This is a genomic window from Butyrivibrio sp., from assembly GCF_015056685.1.
Taxonomy (GTDB): Bacteria; Bacillota; Clostridia; order Lachnospirales; family Lachnospiraceae; genus Butyrivibrio.
In genome coordinates this window covers 16,471-39,238 of record NZ_SVFW01000003.1, presented here as the reverse complement: position 1 = coordinate 39,238, position 22,768 = coordinate 16,471, and the positions used below count along the sequence as shown (strand labels likewise).

The window sequence follows — 22,768 nt, the reverse complement described above, 5'->3', positions numbered from 1 at the left end:
TCCTTACAAGTTAACATTCTATTAACAGATGATTGAGCTAATGTTTGATTCAGACAGAGATGTGCACTGAGCCTGTGGACTCACGAAGGATTATGTCGGTTTCTATATAGGTCTTTTTATATGGAGTATGAGGATTAGCAATTCGTGAAAGTAAAATATCTGCGGCAATATATCCCATTGAACTGCTGTGAATTTTTACTGTTGTTAAACCCGGATCAATAATTGTTGCCTCAGGTGCATTGTCAAAGCCACATACCAATACATCATCAGGTACATTTAAGCCTAGTTTCCTAAGGGCTTTAATTGTGCATATGGCAAGGAAATCGTTGGCACAAAAGAAAACCTCCGGCCTTTTATTTAAAGCTCTGATCTTATCAGCAAGCCAGTCAATGTCACGGTAAGGCATGGAGTCATCCTCCAAAATACTGTTGCCGGTTTCGATACTGATTCCGTTGTCAGTCATTGCTGAAACATATGCCTGCCATCTTTCGTAAAAAGACTGACAGTGAAATCTGTCGCCTACAAAAGAAATGTTCTTTTTTCCTTCCTGGATAAAAGAGTCTACGAGGCGATAAACGCTTGTGATATTCTCCATGTAGAGTGTGTCTGCATTTAGTGATATTTTTTGCACAAGAGGTGTGTCTACAAAAAGAATAGGAATATTTAGATCACACAGGAATTTACTGTACTTGTCAGAAAACATTTCTATACAGAAAATACCCGCAATATTATCAGGATTTATATTGGTAGGAAGGGTTAAGTTATCAATGTCAGTATCCTTGATTATATTAATTGAAAGCTTGTACCCCAAAGAATCGATCCTGTTTTGAAATGCTTCAAGGAGCTTGTTTCCTGAGTGCGAAGCTCCGGGAAAAGCATGTGTAAGCAGTGCAATCTCTGTTTTTCCGCTATTTGCGGCAGGCAGTGACGTGGAAGGGTTGACGGCTGTGTCAACCAAATTGAACTGTTTGTATCCCATTGCTGTTGCCATCTGACATATCTTGTTTCTGGTCTCAATGGATACGCTTCCGGAATTGTTAAGTGCTCTGGATATAGTATTTCTGGACATTCCGAGAGCATCTGCTATTTCTTGTAAAGTAACTCTTTTACTCATAATGTATCCCCAATCAAATAAAGTCGGACCTTAAAATATCATATCTTAGCTACATGAATGTGTCAAATGCAACATTCCTGGAGAAACAAGTGTGCATATTAAACAAAAAATAAAACAGAAAAAATGTAGTATTATACGAAAATGTGAGGCATTTGCACTTTTATGTTGATACAAATGAAACATAATGCTATATTGAATCTGTCAAAAGATAGTGCAAAAGCACCAAAGGAGGAATTATGCAACGGTTAAATGCTTTGGTATTGGTTGGCATTCTCGCTGTGGCAAGTGTTGGATGTGGGGCAGAAAAAACGAATGAAGAAGTAGTGGATACTGTGGAAACTAAGGAAGAAAACTACCTGGGGGAGAGCATAGAAGATCATGTGATTTTTCCTGCATCGGTGGAGGGCCTTGTAGGTGATACAATGCCTTTTTATGACGATGGGACATACAATGTATTCTATCTGGCTGATCAAAGGGATGGTAAACAGGGCTATCACCCCTGGGGACTTATAAAGACTACAGATTTCTCTTCTTATGAAGACAAAGGAGTTGTCATAAATTATGGGGAATCTGTTGAAGATCAGGATATAGCGCTTGGTACCGGATCAGTTATTAAGGGGAAGGATGGTCAGTACCATGCTTTTTATACTGGACATAATGATATGTTTGAGCCAAAAGAAGCGGTCATGCACGCCGTAAGTTCAGACATGGAGAATTGGGAAAAAATTCCAGAGGATACGCTGTATGCCGGTGATAATTATGCACAAAACGATTTCAGAGACCCTTACGTATACTATGTAGAATCAGATGGCCTTTATAACATGCTGGTAGCCACAAGAAAGGACAACATAGGAGTTATAGCCAGGTTCACATCAGATGATCTAAAGAGCTGGGAAGATGCCGGCGTGTTCTTTGAAAATGACATGGGGACGGATTCGAATCTGGAATGTCCATCACTTCTTACATATAAGGGAAAATGGTATCTGGCATTTTCTGATCAGTGGCCTGACAGGCTGGTACATTACAGAATAGCGGACAGTATCGATGGACCATTTACAATTCCGGATCAGGACATTTTTGACTGTAATGGATTTTACGCCGGTCGAATGGAGACAGATGGGGATAATCTCTATGTCGTAGGCTGGAATGGAACCAAAAAGAAGCACACAGACTCAGAGGACTATGACTGGGGCGGAAATATGGTCACATATCTTTTGAGACAGAATGAAGATGGCAGCCTTTTTCCTGTATTAAATCCAAAAGTCGAAGAGCTCTTTTCTAATGAACTGGTAGTAGAGCCGTTAAAAATGACAGAAACTACATCTGTTGAAGAGGGCAGTATCTCTTTTGCAGGAGATCAGTATGAGATGGCAGGGTTCAGGGACCTTCTGGGGAGTTATCTTATAAAGACAACCATAAAGGAATTCGATAAGGACGGCATGTTTGGTTTTTGCTTCAACACCAATGATGAAAATGTGGGGAGATTGAACATCATATTTAATGGGGCAACAAACAGAATTGAGTTTTACAACGGCGAAAACATCATGGAGAGAAAGGCACAGTCCTATGTCGATTTCGATATTTCAGGATCGGATCAGCTTGATGTCTCCATGCTGGTTTCAGATGGTGTTGTCTGCATGTATGTCAATGAGAAAATGGCTTTCACAACAAGGATGTATATGTCGCAGGGATCAGACTGGGGAGTGTTTAGTGTTGGAACAAAAGTAAAATTCGACAACATTAGAGCATATAAGTAGAACTGCTTTTGGGAGGAAGCATATGGGAGTGGATATAAAAAGTATTGTAGGAATGGTAGCAAAGCATAAAATTGCAATTGTAGGAATTCTGGCTGGGGCAGCAGTTTTTGCAGGGTCTGCAACATTTATCATAGCAAAAGAGGATTCGCAGCCAATAGTGGAAGTGGTAGAGAATGAGATAATGACATTTGCAAGTAAATGGCCTTCATCTTTTACTTCTGATGCCTATTCCGAACCGGAATTTATTGATGATGAGAATCGTACAAACAATGCATTTAACGTAGCGGACTTTGGTGAGCAGGGGACTAATGGCTGGTTTTACAGGTACGGATCATCTCAGGATCCTGCAAGGTCAAAAAGACTGGAGTCTTTTGATGGAGAAAGATATTACCAGATTGGACAAAACGGCCTTGAAGTTAAGTCTAATTTTATCCACACTGCAGGGGAGACAGCCCCCATTCTTGAATGGAGAGCAGCTAAAGCCGGTGAGATAAACATAGATCTTACTTATGTTAAAAACGTAAATAATGACAAAAACCCAATGTATCCGGATGGAGTTACGCTCTATGTGTATAAGGGAGACGAGGCTATAGGCAGATACAAGGTTGATGCCAAGACTGATAAAGAGGAAGTTGTAGAGGAGTCATTAAAGTCTTTGCATGTGGAAGAGCTGGAGAGTCTTTATTTCGTCGTGGATCCAAACATGAACAATGCGTATGATGGCGGCTCTTTGTACATTTCAATAGCTGATGTTGATTCACAGGTTATGGGTGTCAAAAAAGATGTGACGAGGATAGATAACAATGCTTATTCTATCGATGATTTTGGCAGCCAGGGAAATAATGGATGGACCTACATGTGTGGAAAAAGTGTAGGAGCGGCAAAACTTGTTTCCACTGAAAAGAATGGAGAGTATATGAATGCCACATCTCCAAATCTTTCCATTAGTCAGTTTTTTATCCACCCGGCAATCAATGATGCAGCAATGCTCTGTTGGCAGCCAGCTATTGACGGCGCTGTAGAAGTAAGGGCGACTTATACAAAGTTTGAACAAAACGATGGCAACCCTGAGTGGCCTGATGGTGTAACAGTTTCTATATATAAAAATAGTGAAAAGCTCTTTTCTCAGAAGGTGTATGCACCTAAGAAAGGGACAAATGAGATTTCCTTCAGACAGAAGGATATAAGCGTAAGCACCGGCGACAGGCTATATTTTGTTGTAGATGCCAATCAGAATGCATCCTATGATGGAGGATGCTTTGATATATCGATACTTGACAGAACTAATGTCACCACAGAAAAAGATATTGTCATAGAAGGAGATGCTTCAAGGGAAAACTGTGCAGATGTCAAATATGATTTCGGAAAGCAGGGGGAAAATGGCTGGTTCTATCAGGAAGGCTATGGGGATGACCCTTCTGAAGTCTATAATATGCGTACTTTCGATGAAAAAGAGTACAGATATTTTGACAGCAGCTATCTGGAAATAAAAAATGACTTTGTTAATCCCGGAAAGGGGAAGTCTGCAGTGATCAAATGGAAGGTTGCACAGACCGGGACAATTAAACTTAGTACTTCTTACACTAAATTGAAAAATGAGGACAAAAATCCAAACTGGCCTGATGGAACGAGAGTTACACTTTATCACAACGACAAGGTTCTTGCCCAGGAGGAGTTTGCTCCGGACAGGCAGCAGGAAATTACAAAGCGAATGGATGTTGCGTCCTTAGCTGTAAAAAAAGGCGACTATATTTCAATGGTCATAAATGGAAAAGAAAACAACGCCTATGATGCAGGAAAGTACGAGTTTTCTATTTTTGATCTCACTAACGCTACTACTGAAAACGATATATCTATAGATGACTGCGAGACAAGGCAGAACTTTGCCGATGTGAAATATGATTTTGGCGAACCTGGAAAGAATGGCTGGTTTTATCAGGAAAGCACAGGTGATGCACCGTTTGTGGCATACAACATGCGAAGATATGAAGCTGATGACGAAAGATATATTGATTCCAGAGGACTTGAGATAAAAAGAGATTTTGTAAATCCCGGAAAAGGCAAGTCAGCAGTGATCAAGTGGAAAGTAGCACAGGACGGAAAAATCAGGATTGATGCTTCTTATACAAAGCTTAAGAATGAGGATAAAAATCCAGACTGGCCTGATGGAACGAGAGTCACTCTTTATCACAACAATACAATTCTGGCACAGCAGGAATTTGCAGCAGACAGAAATACTGAGATAACCAAAAGACTTGATGTTGAGTCTGTGGATGTTTCAAAAGACGACTATATCACTATGGTTGTGAATGGTAAGGAAAACAATGCTTATGATGCAGGAAAATTTGAGTTTTCTATAAAGGGCTTAACTTCACTTGTGGGAAAGACCGAAGAGGACGTTGTAGCTAAAGGAACAGGCAGAACAAATAACGCATCTCTTCAGGATGATTTTGATGACCAGGGGGATAATGGCTGGTGCTTCCAGTCAGGTTATTACTTAAAGCCTTCTTTTGCTGTGAATGTTGAACGCTTTATAAACTACGAAAAATTTGTCACACTGGACGGAATAGAGATAAAACGTGATTATATAATGCCTGCTAACAAAGGAAGATCAGCAAATGTAAAATGGGTTGCAGCCCAGGATGGAAAGATTGATATCATGGCATCTTATACAAAGCTTCTCAATGAAGACAAAAATCCAGACTGGCCTGATGGTGTGACAGTATATCTTTTCAAAAATGATGAAGAGCTGGATAAGGAAGAATTCAAGCCACTTACAGACGAGAAAGTCACTGAGAAGTTTTATGAAGAAGGTGTTGAGGTAAAAGAGGGAGATACTATCACTCTTTTGGTTGATGGCAGACAGAATACAGCGTATGATGGCGGCAATTTTACTTTTGTAATAGAAGATTCTGAAATAAAAACTACAAAGATGGTAAACGAAAGTGGCGTCAACTATGCTAACCTTGCCCATGACTTTGGCCAGCAGGGAAGCAATGGATGGTATTACTGCGAGGGCCGAAGCATAGATAAGGCCGAAGTCCTTTCAAAGAAAACAGCTGATGATACAGGGTATGTCTCCAGAAAATTAAAGAATCTTGAAGTGAAAAAAGACTTTGTTCAGCCAAGACTTAACGCTGATGCAATGTACAAGTGGGTTGTGGCAGCAGATGGAGAAATTGATGTGACAGGCCAATACGTGAAGTTTGGACATCAGGATCCCAATGAAAACTGGCCAGACGGTGTAACTGTAGAAGTATTCCAGAATAATACAAGTCTTTTTAAGACAGAGTGCAATTGCTCTAAGGGCGAAGGTAATAACAATACAAGAGACATCGATATCAAGAAGCTTAAGGTTAAAAAAGGCGATATACTCACATTCGACATTGGATGCAACAAGAACAATGCCTGGGATGGCGGAAGACTTGAAATTGATATTGCAGATTCCAATGAGAAAAAGGTTTGCTTGGGTGATGAAGTTAGGACCAACAACACTGTTTTAGGAAACCTGGATAAGATTGAGCAGGGACATGATGGATGGTGGTTCCTTGAAGGAAATGACCTTGAAACTGCAAGAGTACTTACGTATACAAATGATGACAAGACAGCTTTTGTATCACCAACCAATAATAATCTTGAGATGAAAAAGGATTTCGTTCATCCCGGCGAGAAAAAAGCTGCAATCTATCAGTGGGTAGTATATGAAGATGGCAAGATAGATGTACTTGGAGACTACACTAAGTTTGGACACAACGATGAGAATCCGGATTATCCTGATGGTGTATCGCTTAAGATATATCTTAATGGCGAAGTTCTGAAGGAAGAAGATGTTCCTGTACTACAGGGCGATGGAAATGACAGTAAAGTAGATTTCATGCTTACTGAACTTGAGGTAAAGAGGGGCGATATTTTGTCCTTTGTGATTGGTGCAAAGGGGAATATTTCATATGATGCAGGAAAATTGTCAGTTAGTACCTATGAGGTAAAAGAAAAACCTGCCGGTGAGGAAACAAGAACTAATAGCACAAACCTTTTTGATGCGTTTGGTGAGCAAGGTGTTGATGGTTGGCATTATGGAATGTGCGACTGGGATGGTAAAAACTTTGAAGAGTTAAGTTATGATTCAGAAGCAGAAAGATACTATAATAACGGAAAGCCTGAGCTTAAGAGAGATTTTGTTGAGCCGGGTAACGGAAGAAATGCTGCATATCAGTGGGAAGTTGCAGAAACAGGTAAGATAAGAGTCAAAGGAAGCTATACAAAATTTGCTAATGATACCGACCCTGAAGCCAATGGCGTCTGCATGAGAATATTCATTAACGGCGAAGAAAAGAAGTGGATTGGTGGAGATACGCAGGGGAACTTTGGTTCTGAAGTCGAGGTTAAGTTCAAGGAAGAGTATGTTGTTCATGCAGGAGATATAGTAATGTTTGCTGTGGATCCTGACGGAAATGACAGCTATGATGGTGGACGACTTACCGTAACTATCGAAGATGCCGAGAAGGTTCCTGACAGTGGAGAAGAACCAACGGATAAGCCTGGAGAAAATGGTACCACTGATCCTGCAGTAGAGCCTGGGGAGCAGCAGCCGGTAGATCCGACAACACCGGGAGGTGATCCTGTAATGGATCCTGAAGACCCAAGTGGTGAAGGAACTGAAGACAGAACCAACAGCACTTGCCTGTACGATGCGTTTGGTGAGCAGGGCGTTGATGGATGGCACTATGGAATGTGTGACTGGGATGGTAAAAACTTCAGCGAGCTGACATATGATCCGGATGCAGAAAGATATTACAATGACGGAAAGCCTGAACTTAAGAGGGATTTCGTTGAACCGGGAAACTGGAGAAACGCAGCATACATGTGGATTGTAGCTCAGGATGGAAGTGTGAGAGTCAGTGGAGAATACGTTAAGTTTGCAAATAGTGATGATCCTGATGCAAATGGAACATGTATGAGAATCTTTTTAAATGGAGAAGAAAAAGAGTGGATTGGAGGAGACACGCAGGGGAACTTTGATTCCGAAAGAAGCAGAGGCTTTTATCAAGAATTCGATGTTAGTGCGGGTGATATAATCATGTTTGCTATTGATCCGGATGGAAACGATAGCTGGGATGGTGGAAGACTTTCAGTTAATATCGAACCAATCGAGTGATAGGTAAAAAGAGATAAAGAAATAGCCCGGTGCGTGTGCACTGGGCTATTTTAGTAATGCTGAGTTATTATTCAAATACGATCTGTGTTCCGGCTTTGCCCTTGAGCGCATCCTTAACAGAGTCTAGAGAAGTGATAAGAACTTCGCCTGCATGATTTGCTTCAAGGAACTCGATAGCTGCTTCAATTTTTGGAAGCATGTCAACTTCGCCGAATTCTCCGGCTTCGATATATTTCTTAGCTGCATCAACATTCATCTTCTGAATTGGCTGCTGATCCTCTTTGCCAAAGTTTGTATATACATAAGGAACGGAAGTAAGGATTATAAGCTTGTCAGATTTAAGGTCTGCAGCAAGCTTACCGGCAATGGCATCTTTTTCAATAACAGCGGAAGCGCCCTTAAGTACGTGGCCCTGTTCAATTACAGGAATTCCGCCGCCGCCGCAGGCGATAACTTCCTGGCCTGCATCAACAAGTGCTCTGATGGCGTCAATCTCTACTATATCTATAGGCTTGGGAGCAGCAATTATTCTGCGATAGCCTTTGCCTGGAATTTCTTTTACAAAATTACCCTTTTTAATTTCGGTGTCAGCATCTTCCTTTGACATGTTTCTTCCGATTGCCTTGGTAGGTGCGTAAAAAGCCTCATCATAAGGATCTACTGTAACCTGTGTGAGAAGTGTACTTACAGGAGTTGAGATGCCGCGACTTGTAAGTTCTGTTTTTAGGGAGTTCTGAATATCGTAACCTACATAGCCCTGGCTCATGGCGTTGCACACGCACATAGGAGCTGCTGTGTAGTCGATATAGATTCTGTGGAGCTCAGTCATCGCTTTATGGATCATGCTGACCTGAGGTCCGTTACTGTGGGTAATGACGAGCTGATAACCAGCTTCTATGAGATCCGCCAATGCCTTGGCAGTGACCTTTGTTGCATTCATCTGCTCATTGGTTGTAACACCGAGAGCTTCGTGTCCTAGAGAAACTACAGCCTTAATATTGTCCATTTTATCCCCGTTTCCGCACGGAATGTGCTAGTAAAGATAAAGTTATTGTACAATAATTGCCCCGGTTTTAAAAGTTAAATAGGAAGAATAATATTCAGATGAAATACATTTTCTTCAGCGTATGCGTTCATGGCGCCTTCAAACTTATCAACCAGCATTTTTATGCTCTTTACGCCAAAGCCGTGACCACTTTCATTTTTTTCTCTGACTGGGAGCTGGCCGTCAAAAACAATCTCTCCCTCGAAATAGTTCCAAATATGGATAATAACAGAATCTCCGAATTTTTTAAGACTGACATCGATCACGCGCTTGTCGGGATCTGTTACAGAATCAGCGCCGGCTCTTGCATTATCTATTGCATTGGCAAAAAGAAAATACAAGGACATGCTGTCATAGGCACCGAGAGAATCTGTGTAGCTTACGCAGTTAAAGCGGATGTTCTGCTGTTTGCAGAGAGTGCTCATATTTCTAAGAAGAACATCAAGAACTTCGTTGCCTGTTTTTACCAGGGGAGCGAAGCCTTCAATTGAATCTCTGATAGGTGAAAGATCCGGCACATCAAGCTTGTTCTCTTCTGCCAGACGTTCGATCCTGTCCAGCATATGTTTTAAGTCATGGGTTTGGATGTTAGTAAACTGAACCATTGCTTTCCACTGTTCATACTGTTTTTCAGAAGCAGACAAAAGACCTTTTATAACCAGGGACTCTGATTTTTCTTCCTGCCATCTGTACAGATAAAGCTGCATGGCAAGGGCAAGGGCACAGCATATGATGGCGTATGTGCAAGCTGCAATCTCGTAGTAGATGTTGTCAGAACTGTGGTCTACAACCAGTCTGTTTACGCCAATACAGGTGAGGACGATTGTTATAGACAGGACATTTAGCCTTATTGAATTTTTTTCAAAATGGAAGTTTTTGGCAACCAGTATGAAAACAATAATATAAACAATCGAACAAATGATAATTTCTAAAGCGATGGAAAAAATATAATTTGATGAAGCTGCCTCTTTTACAAAAGGAATAAGAGTGATCATCAAAGTGAGCTTATTGGCAATGTGCTGAGTTGCAACACCGTTTATGCATGATGAGATTATGGAGAAAGAATCACCTTCAAATGACACAATCGAGATGACAGCGGTAATTCCTATTATTATAAGTAGAAAAATAAATCTTCCTAAAGTGGAAGAAGTGCTGTAGAAGTCTATCTGAAGGACCAGAGGTATGGCTACTATAAGACTTAAAGCAAACCTTAATATAAAGAATTTTTTTCTTTTATAGGCGCTTAAAAACAGAAGCTCTGCAACGAGAATCTCTAAGAAATATCCCACAGATGTAAGGGTTATGATCATGGAACCGTTCATTATAAAATCATCCTCCAAGGTACATATTAAGCTGTTCCAAAAAAGCTTTTTTCTTGGAACGACCGATTTTGATCATATCTCTGCCGACCTTGATCTCATCGCCGTAAAGCCCCTTTACGTAAGCGAGATTTACAAGAACTGAGGCACTGCATCTGGCAAAGTTACTCCCTGCAAGCTCTGTTTCCCTTTCGCTTAGGCCGCCATAAGAATCAATTATCTCATCAGCAGTGTGGAACATCAGATCATGTCCCATTACTTCGATATACATAATGTCATTGGAAGAAAGAATGTGAGTGCCTCTTTTGTCTTTTACCTTAACGGGCTGACCTGTTCTTCCCTCTAAAAGTCGCATGGCCTTGTCAAGCTTTACAGAGAGGTTGCTGTAGCTGATGGGCTTAAGACAGTAGTCCAAAGCGTCAACGCCGTAGCCTTCAGGCGCATATTGAGGCATGTTTGTAACAAAGAACAAAAGAACTGTATCGTCAATCCGACGCAGCTTTTTAGCGGCTTCCATACCATTGAGGAAACCTTTTCCCAAATCCACGTCCATAAAAACAATGTCGAAAGCCTTTTTGTAATCATCTAAAAAGCTCTCGGCCTTGGTATATATTTTTGCATTAAAATCAAATCCCTTTTCGTTACCGTACTTTTCAAGGCAACTTTCAAGGAAAGAAGAATACTCTGTATCGTCTTCAATTATAGCTACTCGAAACTGTTTCATGAGTCTATTTTACAGCATTGAATTGTGCATTGTAAATTATGCTGTTAAAACTGTCGTTTATTCCACAATGATTGAAATCATATATTGCAATTTTGTAAGATTTAACCATATAAAGGAGATTTAGCATGAGAAAAATTCACAACATTAACAACGATTGGAACTTTTCTATTGATGGAAAAGAAAAAGAAGTAGTCAATATTCCGCATACCTGGAACAATATCGACGGTCAGGATGGTGGAAATGACTATCTAAGGACACTGGCAACATATGAAAAGAAATTTGAAAGTCCTTCCTTTGATAGAAACAGTGAAGACGTTTATCTGGAGTTTGACGGAGTGAATTCAGAGTGCGACGTCTTTTTAAATGATGAAAGAATAATCAGACATGAAGGTGGTTATTCCACATTCAGAAAAAATATCACAGAAGTTTTGAAGGAGGGAGTGAACAACCTTCTTGTAAAAGTGGATAACAGACCAAACGACAGAGTTTATCCACAAAAGGCGGATTTCACTTTCTACGGCGGAATATACAGAGATGTAAAGCTCGTAGTAGTTAATAAAAAGAGATTTGACCTGGATTACTTCGGAGGCAAGGGACTTCAGGTTACAGCAACTCCTATTGAAGGATATAAAAAAGCAAAGGTAGCCACAAAAATGTGGCTCAACACTGATTCAGGGGAAGTGCGTGTCACGATTTTTGATAAAGAGGGAAATGAAGTATGTCAGGAGATGTCTCACAGATCTATGGATGAGGGCTGGTCAGATATGCTCATTCAGGATGTTCATCTCTGGGATGGAATCGATGACCCATATCTTTACAGATTAAAGGCAGAGCTTTTGGTTGATGGAAATGTGGTTGATGAAGTAGAGACACGTTTTGGTGTCAGAGATTTCCATTATCACCCCAAGACAGGCTTTTATCTGAACGGTAGAAAATATACTCTTCACGGCGTTAGCAGACATCAGGACAGGAAAGGCCTTGGTAATGCAATCACAGATGAGATGCACAAAGAGGATATGGATCTTATCTGCGAGGTTGGAGCCAACACTATCAGACTTGCGCACTATCAGCACAGCCAGACATTTTATGATCTTTGCGATGAGAGGGGAATGGTAGTGTGGGCTGAGATTCCTTATATTTCAGAGCACATGCCAAATGGAAGAGCAAACACCATCAGCCAGATGAAAGAACTGATCATTCAGAACTATAACCATCCATCAATTGTGTGCTGGGGTATTTCCAATGAGATAACGATATCCACAAAAGACAAAAAGGATATGCTGGATAACCACAGAGAGCTTAACGATCTATGTCATGAAATGGATAAGACAAGATTTACAACACTTGCCTGTTATGCTGTCTGCGGACCATTCAATAAAGTGGCGCATATCACAGATACTGTAAGCTGGAACCTTTATCTTGGCTGGTATGTTCCGGGACTTTTCTTAAATGACCTGTGGATGAGATTTTTCCACTTCGTTTATCCGGACAGAAGCCTTGGTTACTCGGAATATGGATGTGAGGGAATGCCAAACCTTCATTCAGAAAGACCTAGAAGAGGCGACCACACAGAGGAGTATCAGGCCCATTATCACGAGTACATGCTCAGATGCTTTGAGAGAAATCCATTTATGTGGGCAACACACGTCTGGAATATGTTCGACTTTGCAGCAGATGCAAGAAATCAGGGCGGTGAGCCGGGTATGAACCACAAGGGACTTATTACTTTTGACAGGAAGACCAAGAAAGACAGCTTCTACATCTACAAAGCATGGTGGAGCAAAGAACCTTTTGTTCATATCACATCCAAGAGATTTAGGGACAGAACCTCAAACAAGATAACTGTAAAGGTTTATTCAAATCAGAACGAAGTTACTCTTTACAAAGATGGAAACAAGCTTGAGACCAAGCATGGCCAGCATGTATTTGAGTTTAAGGTTTCTCTTACGGGAGAAAATGAATTTATGGCTGTAAGCGGGGCATGCCGCGACAAAGCAGTCTTTAGAAAGGTTAGCAGACCAAATCCTGAATATACACTTAAGGAATCAGGAGATAAGGGAGCTAACTGGACAAAGTAATAAGAGGGAGAAGAGTTATGGCAGAAACAGTAACAAAAAATGACGGAATAAACAGAGCAAAGCTCTATCAGCTGGTGCTTTTTCCGCTGAATAACGGGGCTACAAATGTTTACTACGTCCTGGTCCTTGCTTACATTGCGACCTTTGGTTCAAACGTACTTGGACTTGGAGTTTTATTTGCGTCAGTGATGGTAACAGGAATGAGAGTATTCGACGCTATTACAGATCCTGTTATCGGCGCGCTTATGGACAGAACAAACGGTAAATTCGGTAAGTTCAGACCCTTCATGGTGATCGGAAATGTCATTATGGCACTTAGCATTATCACTATGTACATCATCACCCCTATGATTCCTGACACAATGATGGCTCTTAGGTACGCAGCTTTTGTAGGCCTCTATGCAATCTGGGTTATCGGCTATACATTCCAGACCTCCTGCACAAGAGCCGGTCAGACAGTTCTTACATCTGATCCTAACCAGAGACCTCTTTTCACAATATTCAATACTGTAGGTTCTCTTGCAGGAATGGGAGTTATGCAGTTCCTTGCTCCGATCATCAGAGCAAATGTTGCAGACTACTCAAGCGCAGATTTTTACAAGGTTTTAACACCAATTGGAATCACAGTTTCAATTATTCTTACAATACTTGCCATCATCGGTATCTGGGAAAAAGACCAGCCGAAGTACTTCGGAATCGGTGGAAGCAAGCAGGAAAAGGTAAAGATCTCAGAATACGTGGAGATCATCAAAAACAACAGCCCTATGAAGAGACTTATGATTGCAGGCGCCGGATGCAAACTGGCTCTTTCAATCGCCACAAACACAACAGTATTGTGCATGCTCTACGGTTGCATGATGGGTAACTACGACGGACTTTACCTTCCAATGATGATAGTTGGTTACGTATTCTCAGTTCCTTTCTTTGTTCTCACAGTAAGAACAAGTCAAAAGAAAGGCCAGAGGGCGTCACTTCTTAGATATGTATCACTTGCACTTGTTTGTTATGTAGGTGTACTTGCACTTTTACTTGCATGGAAGCAGGGTGTGCCGGGAGTTAACCTCTCACTTATTTCAAACGGAAAGCTCAGCATCAATATCTACACAGTTCTTTTCCTTGTGTTCTTTGGTGTTGGATATGGTGCTTATTATTCAACAGCAGATATGCCAATCCCAATGGTTGCAGACTGCTCAGATTATGAAACATACAGATCAGGAAAATATATTCCTGGAATCATGGGAACACTCTTTTCCCTTGTGGATAAGCTTGTTTCCTCACTGTCAGCTACAGTAGTCGGAATCGCTGTAAGTCTGATAGGAATCAAGTCTCTACCAACTGCTGAGACCCCATACTCATCTGGTATGAATGCAGTTGTTATCATACTTTTCTGCGTAGTGCCTATGGTTGCTTGGATTGCTACGATCATTGCAATGAAGGGTTACATCTTAACGGGGGAAAAGATGCGCATGATACAGGAAGTTAATCAGAAGCGCAAGAAGGCCATTGAAGAAGGTATGAGTATAGAGAAGGCAATGGAACAATATAAATAACAGGAGGAAAGAAAACTTGAAAAAGACAGGTATTTTCAGAGGTTTAGCAGCACTGATGACATTTTTGCTGTCAATCTCAGTAATCGTTGGAAACACACTTGAGTCCTTTTCATCAACAATCGACACTGCTCTTGGAACACAGAGTGAGATGATGGTAACAGATGATCAGGATGCTGTGTACGACAAATTCACACCACCTGCAGAGCTTCTTAACGAAGACGGTACAGGTAACTCACACGCACTTATCCAGGCTGCTATTGATCTTAACAGACAGCAGGCAGCAGAAGGAACAGTACTTCTTAAGAACAATGGAGTATTACCTCTTTCATCAGGAAGTGCAGTTACACTTTTTGGTATCAGATCACAGGTGCCAATCTTAGGATCAAGCTTTGGTGTAAAAGCATGCGGAGGCTTTATCAATCTCGATGAGGCACTTCAGAACAATAAGACAGATTTCGCTCATCACATCACTACATCACTTTCACAGAACTGGGCAACAGGCCAGGTTGAAAGAGGAGCAACAACAGACGGATGGTCTGGTGATGAGTTTGATTTTGACGGTGCCGGATTCAAGGTTAATTCTACAATGACCAGCATCTATACAAAGCTCAATGAGACATACCTTCATACAGAAAATGCAGGCCCTTCAGAAGAGTATGATCCGGGCGAGCCTTCAATTGCAGAAATTGAGGCAGTTAACGCAGATTATAAGAGCACATTTGCTCAGTATGGCGATGCAGCGATCGTTGTTATCGGCAGACCAAGCGCAGAGAGTGAAGACTATCTCCCTGGTGGAATCGTAGCAGGACTTGGTGCAGAGGAGCCTCTTGCTCTTACAACTAATGAAAAAGATATTATTGCTCTTGCAAAAGAGTGCAGTGATAAGGTTATCGTTCTTATCAACAGCGCTTCAGCAGTAGAGATCGGCGACCTTAAGGACGATGCAGATATTGATGCTATCCTTTGGATCGGTGCACCAGGCTCATACGGAATGCTCGGTGTAGCAGATATCCTTTCAGGAAAGGTTAGCCCTTCAGGCGGACTTGCTGATATTTTCCCAACATATAACCTTTCTGCTCCAGCTATGCAGAATATGGGAAATTTCTCATACAAGAATGCTGAATCAGTTATCACAAGAGAAAACAGCAGCAACTACATCATAGAGGCTGAGGGAATCTATGTTGGTTACCGCTACTATGAAACAAGATATTATGATGCAGTTCTCGGACAGGGAAATGCTACTTCAAATGCAGGAACATATGCATCAGCTAACGGCTGGGATTATGACGCAGAAGTTGCTTATGGCTTCGGCTATGGACTTTCATATACAACTTTTGATATGGAATATGAAGGTGATCCGGTATTTGAAATTTCAAAAGACGGCGATGTAACAACAGCAACAGCCACATTTAATGTAAAGGTTACAAATACAGGTGATGTAGCAGGTAAAAAGAGCGTTCAGATCTATGGACAGGCTCCTTATACAGAAGGCGGACTTGAGAAGAGCGCAATAGTTCTTTTGAACTATGGAAAAACAGGCACATTGCAGCCTGGAGAATCAGAAGTAGTTCCTGTAACTGTTGATCTTCAGTACATTGCTACTTACGACAGCTCTTTTGACAATGGCGATGGAACATTCGGTACATACGTAATCGATCCAGGCACATACTACTTCGCATTCGGTAACGGCGCTCATGATGCACTTAACAATATCATGGCAGCTCAGGGCATCGACACTGCATCACTTGTAGGCGAAGCAAATGCAGACTATGCATACCAGACAGAGATCACAGAAGATACACTTGCAAGAACATCATTTGCATATTCAAAGACAGGTGAAAAGATCTCTAACCAGCTTGACTATGCTGACTGGAATTACTTCCAGGATGGCGAGGTTACATACCTTAGCCGTGCTGACTGGGAAGGTACATATCCTAAGACATACAGCGATATGGAGCTTACAAGTCAGGAACTCATTGATTACCTCAATGGTAAGTACTACACACTTAAGACAGATGATGATACATCAGATATCAAGTGGGGCCAGGACGGCGACCTCATGTTCTATGAGATGGCAGGCCTTGACTTTGATGATGAGAAGTGGGATGAACTTCTTTCAGAGATGACACTTGAAGAGGCTCAGTACCTTGCTACATTCGGTGGCCCAAGTATCCCTGGTGCTGACTCAATTGGAACAGTTGAGACATACATGACAGAGAATGCCGGAAACGGTATTGCAGTTAACCTCAATGCGTCAAAAGATACAGAGGCTCCATGGAACATCTCAAGTGATGATCCTAACGGAAACTGGCATCCTGAAGTATTCGGAAGCAGCCCGCTTACAGCAGCTTCATTTAATCCACAGCTTGCTTATGATCTCGGCGAGTTTATCGGTATCGAGTCACTCTTTACAGGTATTCCGATCCTTTGGGGTCCCGGACTTAACACACACCGCCACGCTTATAACGGACGTAACGGCGAGTACTATTCAGAGGATCCTATCCTCTCAGGCTACACAGCAATGGAATTTGCAATTGGTGCACTTAACTATGGTCTTATTGCTGCTCCTAAGCACTATGCATTCAACGACCAGGAGACAAACAGAGCAGGTGTTGCTCCATTCATGACAGAGCAGAGAGCCCGTGAAGTTGAGCTTAGAGCTTACCAGATTGCTTTCGAAGCAACAAAGTATGATACAGAAGACTACGATGCAGGCATGAGAGGTCTCATGATCTCCTTCTCCAAGATCGGACCGGTTGAGTGTACTGTAAGCACAGGACTTATGACTGAGATCCTCAAGAAGGAATGGGGCTTCACAGGATATGCTGTAACAGATATCTATGATGACTTTGACCTTTATACAGCAGTTCTTACATCCGGTGCTACCTGCTACGATACACGAGGAATGTCAGGATTCTACACAGATACAACTCTTGACAGCCCAAGATTTGCAAATCAGGCAGATGGTTCAACTATCAGTGCATCGGTATTTGCAGGAGACAAGAACGCTCAGCTTGCAGTTCGTGAGGCAGCTCATAATGTTCTCTATGCAATAGCATCAAGTAACCTTATGAACAGGTACAACGCAACAACACATGTTGTTAAGTTAAACACATGGTGGAGAACAGCTTACTACACAGCAATCGGAGTTACAGCTGCATTTACAGTACTGTTTGCACTGCTGTACGTCCTTTCAAAGAGAAAAAAGAAGGAGGCTTGAATATGGCAGACTTTATGAAAAAGCAGAGCATTGGCTCATACTTTAACTGCATCGCAGCAGTACTGGGTATTGTTGGAATTGTGGCAGCACTTATCTGCAGCAAAATGACAGTGACTTATGCTCTCGGAAATTTGGGAACAATAGCACTCCTTGGAGTTTGCGGAATAATCCTTGCAGTAGCTGCAATCTGCCTTCCAAACAAGTTTGGCAACCATGACATCTTAGGAACTCTTGCAGTTCTTGGTGCCATTGCAGTTTACACAGCAGCATTTGGTCAGGTTCTTTCAGAGAGAATCCTCCTTATTGCGGGACTTTTCAGCTATGATTCAGTTAACACAGTAGGCTGGCAGGTATTCTACGTAACAGTAGTTTCAATTGCAGCTTTCCTTGTAGCTGATATCATTCTGATCATTGGTGCATTTTCAAGATCAGTTAAAGAGAACTGATAAATTTTAACAGATCCCTTACATGGACAAACGTCTGTGTGAGGGATTTATATTATGAAAAAGACATAAAAAATTCACTTGAAATTTTGATAAAAAGTAGTAGACTATCTCGTTGTTAGATACTATAAGTCAGGGTTATAAATGCTCTGACTTATATTTGTTTGAGCAAAGCTTTTTGCGAAGCGCGTTATGAATTGGGATTCAAGAAAAATAGGTAATTTATGAAGAAGACAAGTAATATAAAAGATCTTACAGTTGGAAATCCAATGTCTCTGATTTTTGGATTTGCCATGTCACTTTTCTGGGGCATGCTCTTCCAGCAGATGTACAACATGATCGATACTGCAATAGTTTCATGGTTTCTTGGAAAAGAGGCCTATACAGGAATGGGAACAACCGGTGCTGTTAACTTCCTTATAATGGGCTTTTGCATGGGAGTCTGCAACGGATTTGCGATTCCTGTAGCTCAGAGATTTGGTGCAAAAGACTATAAGAGCATGAGAAAGTTCGTGTCACATGCCATAATTCTTTGCTCTGTATTTGCAGTTGTAATGACATTTTTTGTCAGCGTTTTTTGCAAACAGATACTTGTTATCATGAAGACTCCTGAAGATGTCTTTGAATATGCATATATTTATATTATCGTTATTTTTCTTGGAATACCGGTTACATATATGTACAATCTTCTCTCTGCCATAATAAGAGCCCTTGGAGATTCCAAGCACCCTGTAGAGTATCTGATAATTGCTTCAGTTCTCAATATTGTATTGGACCTTTTGTTTATCATTCCTCTTCACTGGGGGATTTTTGGAGCAGCCTTTGCTACTGTGGTTTCACAGCTTGCTGCGGGCACAATGTGTCTTGTTTACATAATCAAAAAGATAGATATCCTTCATTTGAGGAAAGAAGACTGGGAGCTGGACAGAGACCACTTTGTTATCCTGTTTAACATGGGTGTTCCAATGGGACTTCAGTACTCGATAACAGCCATCGGAAGTGTTATCCTCCAGACCGCCATCAACGCCCTTGGTACAGATGCGGCAGCCGCTGTTACAACAGGAAGTAAGGTTGGAATGTTCTTCTGTATTCCCTTTGATGCTCTTGGTTCAACAATGGCTACCTATGGTGGGCAGAATGTTGGAGCCAAAAAGCTTGACCACCTTCAGCAGGGACTTGTGGCAGCAGTTAAGCTTGGTTGCGGCTATGCAATCCTTGCATTCGTAGTGCTTGCCCTCTTTGGAAGACAGTTCTCAATGATATTCCTTGATGCAGGAGAGGCAGCCTGCCTTGATAATGCTCACATGTTCCTTTTCTACAACAGTATGTTTTATGTTCCGCTGGCACTTGTTAACATAGTGAGATTCCTGATTCAGGGCATGGGCTTTTCAATGTTTGCCGTCCTGGCCGGAGTCATGGAGATGATAGGCCGAAGCGTTGTTGCTATTCTCCTTGTTCCTAGATTTGGATTCATAGCTATATGCCTTGCTTCACCGGCAGCCTGGATACTTGCAGATCTTTTCCTTATCCCTGCATTCATCATGGTAAGGAATAAATTGCGCAGAATATTTGGAGGTCAGGTAGAAGTTTACTGATTTCTGTAAGAGACAAAGGGGACGGTTCTAGTTGACTCACGACTTTAGTCGCGAGTCAACTAGAACCGTCCCCTTTGTCTCATTCATTCAATCGGCTGCTCATGTTTGGGTCTAGGTCAGGATTTATCTTGGTTATCTTGCGGTCGTAGGTCATAAGGCCATTTACCTCTTCCTCGACGTCAGAGACCTGCGTGTAAACTGCACCGGCCAGACCCTTTGGAATAAGCGGTTTTAGATCCGCATTTATAAGATTGTAGTAAGCGACACCAAGGTCATCTAAGGTGTCGTATTTTTTATAGCCGTAAACCCTGTCTACGCTTGAATGACCGCCTATGTGGCAGGTGTAGCCGCCGTACTCGGATATGACGAATGCACGTCCCTTAGGATCGTTTTCTACAGACAAAGGCCTGAAGTAATTGTGGACACTTCTAAAGTCGCCACTTCCCTCATCAAACCATCCGCTGGCCTGGTCAACAGGTCGGGTCTTATCCAGCTCTTTTGCCATAATAGTGGCACTTGCAGCATTGAACTGCCCCCAGCCTTCGTTAAAGAGCACCCAGGTAGCAATACTTGGAACGTTGTAGAGATACCTTATGGTGTTCTGCATTTCATCGAGCCATTCCCTGCGGCCCTCAGCAGAGCCTCTTGAGAAAGTCTTGTAGTAAGCCGGTCCGTCGGACATACGTCCGAATACCTTAGGAAAAAGAGTTGGCAGGTAAGAAACCACGGGCTTGGCATAGGAGGAGCCGCCACTTACCATATCCTGCCATACTATCATGCCAAGTCTGTCGCAGTGGTAGTACCAGCGTGCAGACTCAACCTTTATATGCTTGCGCATCATGTTGAAATGAAGACGCTTCATCTCGGTTATGTCATATATGAGAGCATCATCAGATGGAGCAGTGTAAAGGCCATCGGGCCAGTAGCCCTGATCCAGAACTCCCATGAGGAAATAGGGCCTTCCGTTTAAGAAGAATCTGGATTTGCCTCTGTCGTCATATTTGACTTCAAAAGACCTCATGGCAAAATAGGAGCTTACATGATCCTGGCCGCATAAGATCTGGATCGGATACAGGTAAGGATCCTCCGGACTCCACAGATGAGGACTTTCAATCTTGAATTTAAAGCTGTAGTAGGAAGGTGCAATAGCAGAGTGATCTACACCGATAGTAGGATACGTGTCTGAAGAAAAAGACCAGTCTCCACTAAAGGTTATTCCGGGACGAGTGTCAGAGTCAGGTGACTTAACAAGTTCGTGGCCGGGAATCTTCACTGTTACGGTAGCTTTTTTGTTGGTTGCAACTTCTATAGTTACGGAATGAAGGTCTGCGCCGGGATGGATTTTTATCTCCCTGACATAGACTTCAGGAACTTCTTCGATCCATACAGTCTGCCAGATTCCGCTTTGAGCTGTGTAGTACATGCCACCGCGTTTTAAAGTCTGCTTGCCGCGGCTGTGATAGGATGAATCACTGGTGTCGCGAACCCTTAGGTAAATCGTGTTATCGGCTGTACTTAGATTATCCTCATTGAAAATAAGGAAATCAGTTATATCAATTGTAAATGGCAGATATCCACCGCTGTGAGAACCAACAAGGGAGTCATTTACAAATACATCAGCAAACTGGTCGACTGCTCCAAAATGCAGAAGAATCCTTGAAGTGCGGGATTTTCTTGTGATACAGGGGAGATTCTTTTTATACCATAGAAGCTGATCCGGAAGGAGTCTTTTTTCAACGCCTGAAAGAATGGCTTCCGGCGAAAACGGTACAAGAATATTTCCTTCCATGCGAGAAGGAAGCTCATCTTTTGAATTAACAGGGGCAAAAAGATATTCCCAATATCCGTTGAGATTGATGTAGCTATCACGGACGAACTGCGGACGCGGATATTCTTTTAACAGATTGGCAGGATCAATGTTTTCACCCCAAGTCGTGTAGAGTCTGTTTAGAATGTCATCTTCGTGGGGCTTATCGATAGCTTTGATTGCATCAATTAAGTCCATAACATACCATCCTTTTAGTGTTCTACTGTATTATTATGTGCGTACTGCATAATAAGGTCCTGATAAAATGCTGCAAGTGTAGCATTGCGATATACATTTATCCACAGAAGGGGGATAAAAAGAGTTATCACACCAAGGAGCATGATCGGGATAAATGATACGTTGAGATAAAGAAGTTTAAAACGATTGCCTTTCATGAGGCGTCTGCTTGTTGACAACAGCTCTTTCGCACTTCTGTCCTGGAAATCATGAAGAAGGTAAAAAGCCTGTGAATAAGTCAGACGAACATAAATATTAACAATGAGCTCTACGAAAAGAGCAAGTATTGTTCCAAGTATCAGATTCGGTGAAGTGTTGTGCTGTGTGAGGTAGAGAAGATATGTGGCAGGAAGCCCTATAACGAAGTCTACAAGCACAAAAAGAGACTGAACTTTCACAGCCTTTTCAGGGAATATCTTAAATCCGAAAAAGAGATCTGAAATAGAGACATTCTGTGAATAGATCAGATTCATATAAAGGTATGTCTTGCCTGAAACAAGCACACCTAAAAGAATGCTTACAATAAGCACTATTACTTCATTTATTACATACTGAATTATGCTTCCGGAACTGGAAACAGTGGCAATACCAGACAGAACCAGCTGTATGATGATGACGATAAGATCCGCAGATATAAGTGTTCCGTACTTTTCAAGAGAACGTTCTTTTGCGATTGCTTTAAGTTCTGCTGATGATTTTAGATTAGTCATTTTGATAATAAACC

General features: G+C 41.8%; 13 protein-coding genes. 7 read left to right on the top strand and 6 right to left on the bottom strand.

Annotation, left to right across the window (positions count from 1 at the left end; all coding sequences use genetic code 11):
• Nucleotides 1-49: 49 nt before the first annotated feature.
• Nucleotides 50-1,114, bottom strand: a complete 1,065-nt coding sequence (locus tag E7303_RS01650; RefSeq protein WP_103868141.1) for a LacI family DNA-binding transcriptional regulator — start codon at nt 1,112-1,114, stop codon at nt 50-52.
• Between the two features lie 236 nt (nt 1,115-1,350).
• Here E7303_RS01650 and E7303_RS01645 point away from each other — a divergent pair, with 236 nt between their 5' ends.
• Both E7303_RS01645 and E7303_RS01640 read left to right on the top strand, forming a co-directional pair.
• Nucleotides 1,351-2,871, top strand: coding sequence for a glycoside hydrolase family 32 protein (locus E7303_RS01645; protein ID WP_292143551.1), 1,521 nt, complete (start codon nt 1,351-1,353; stop codon nt 2,869-2,871).
• A gap of 22 nt (nt 2,872-2,893) precedes the next feature.
• Nucleotides 2,894-8,026, top strand: a complete 5,133-nt coding sequence (locus tag E7303_RS01640; protein WP_292143550.1) for a hypothetical protein — start codon at nt 2,894-2,896, stop codon at nt 8,024-8,026.
• A 67-nt stretch (nt 8,027-8,093) separates the two neighbouring features.
• On the opposite strand, the gene arcC is transcribed toward E7303_RS01640, so the two are convergent.
• The 3 genes from arcC to E7303_RS01625 all read right to left on the bottom strand — a co-directional run bounded on the left by arcC (nt 8,094) and on the right by E7303_RS01625 (nt 11,114).
• Nucleotides 8,094-9,032 carry a carbamate kinase gene (gene arcC, locus E7303_RS01635; protein WP_292143549.1) on the bottom strand — a complete coding sequence of 313 codons (939 nt, stop codon included), beginning with the start codon at nt 9,030-9,032 and terminating at the stop codon, nt 8,094-8,096.
• Nucleotides 9,033-9,106: 74 nt separating this feature from the next.
• A complete protein-coding gene (locus E7303_RS01630; protein WP_292143548.1) occupies nt 9,107-10,393 on the bottom strand; it encodes a GHKL domain-containing protein in 1,287 nt (428 codons plus the stop codon).
• 7 nt (nt 10,394-10,400) lie between these two features.
• Nucleotides 10,401-11,114 (bottom strand): LytR/AlgR family response regulator transcription factor, encoded by a 714-nt coding sequence (locus tag E7303_RS01625; RefSeq protein WP_292143547.1) that lies wholly within the window; start codon nt 11,112-11,114, stop codon nt 10,401-10,403.
• A gap of 125 nt (nt 11,115-11,239) precedes the next feature.
• Here E7303_RS01625 and E7303_RS01620 point away from each other — a divergent pair, with 125 nt between their 5' ends.
• The 5 genes from E7303_RS01620 (at nt 11,240) to E7303_RS01600 (ending at nt 20,000) form a co-directional block, all read left to right on the top strand.
• Nucleotides 11,240-13,192 carry a glycoside hydrolase family 2 protein gene (locus tag E7303_RS01620; RefSeq protein WP_292143546.1) on the top strand — a complete coding sequence of 651 codons (1,953 nt, stop codon included), beginning with the start codon at nt 11,240-11,242 and terminating at the stop codon, nt 13,190-13,192.
• A gap of 17 nt (nt 13,193-13,209) precedes the next feature.
• Nucleotides 13,210-14,742, top strand: a complete 1,533-nt coding sequence (locus E7303_RS01615) for an MFS transporter (protein WP_292143545.1) — start codon at nt 13,210-13,212, stop codon at nt 14,740-14,742.
• 16 nt (nt 14,743-14,758) lie between these two features.
• Complete coding sequence (locus E7303_RS01610; RefSeq protein ID WP_292143544.1) at nt 14,759-17,962, top strand: glycoside hydrolase family 3 C-terminal domain-containing protein; 3,204 nt, start codon at nt 14,759-14,761, stop codon at nt 17,960-17,962.
• Nucleotides 17,963-17,964: 2 nt separating this feature from the next.
• Entirely contained in the window at nt 17,965-18,408 is a 444-nt protein-coding gene (locus E7303_RS01605) for a hypothetical protein (protein ID WP_292143543.1), read from the top strand.
• Nucleotides 18,409-18,629: 221 nt separating this feature from the next.
• A complete protein-coding gene (locus E7303_RS01600) occupies nt 18,630-20,000 on the top strand; it encodes an MATE family efflux transporter (protein WP_292143542.1) in 1,371 nt (456 codons plus the stop codon).
• 79 nt (nt 20,001-20,079) lie between these two features.
• Here the strand turns inward: E7303_RS01600 and E7303_RS01595 are convergent, their stop codons facing one another.
• Together E7303_RS01595 and E7303_RS01590 are read right to left on the bottom strand one after the other, a co-directional pair.
• Nucleotides 20,080-22,005, bottom strand: coding sequence for a glycoside hydrolase family 2 protein (locus E7303_RS01595; protein WP_292143541.1), 1,926 nt, complete (start codon nt 22,003-22,005; stop codon nt 20,080-20,082).
• A 14-nt stretch (nt 22,006-22,019) separates the two neighbouring features.
• Nucleotides 22,020-22,754 (bottom strand): DUF975 family protein, encoded by a 735-nt coding sequence (locus E7303_RS01590; protein ID WP_292143540.1) that lies wholly within the window; start codon nt 22,752-22,754, stop codon nt 22,020-22,022.
• Nucleotides 22,755-22,768: the final 14 nt, after the last annotated feature.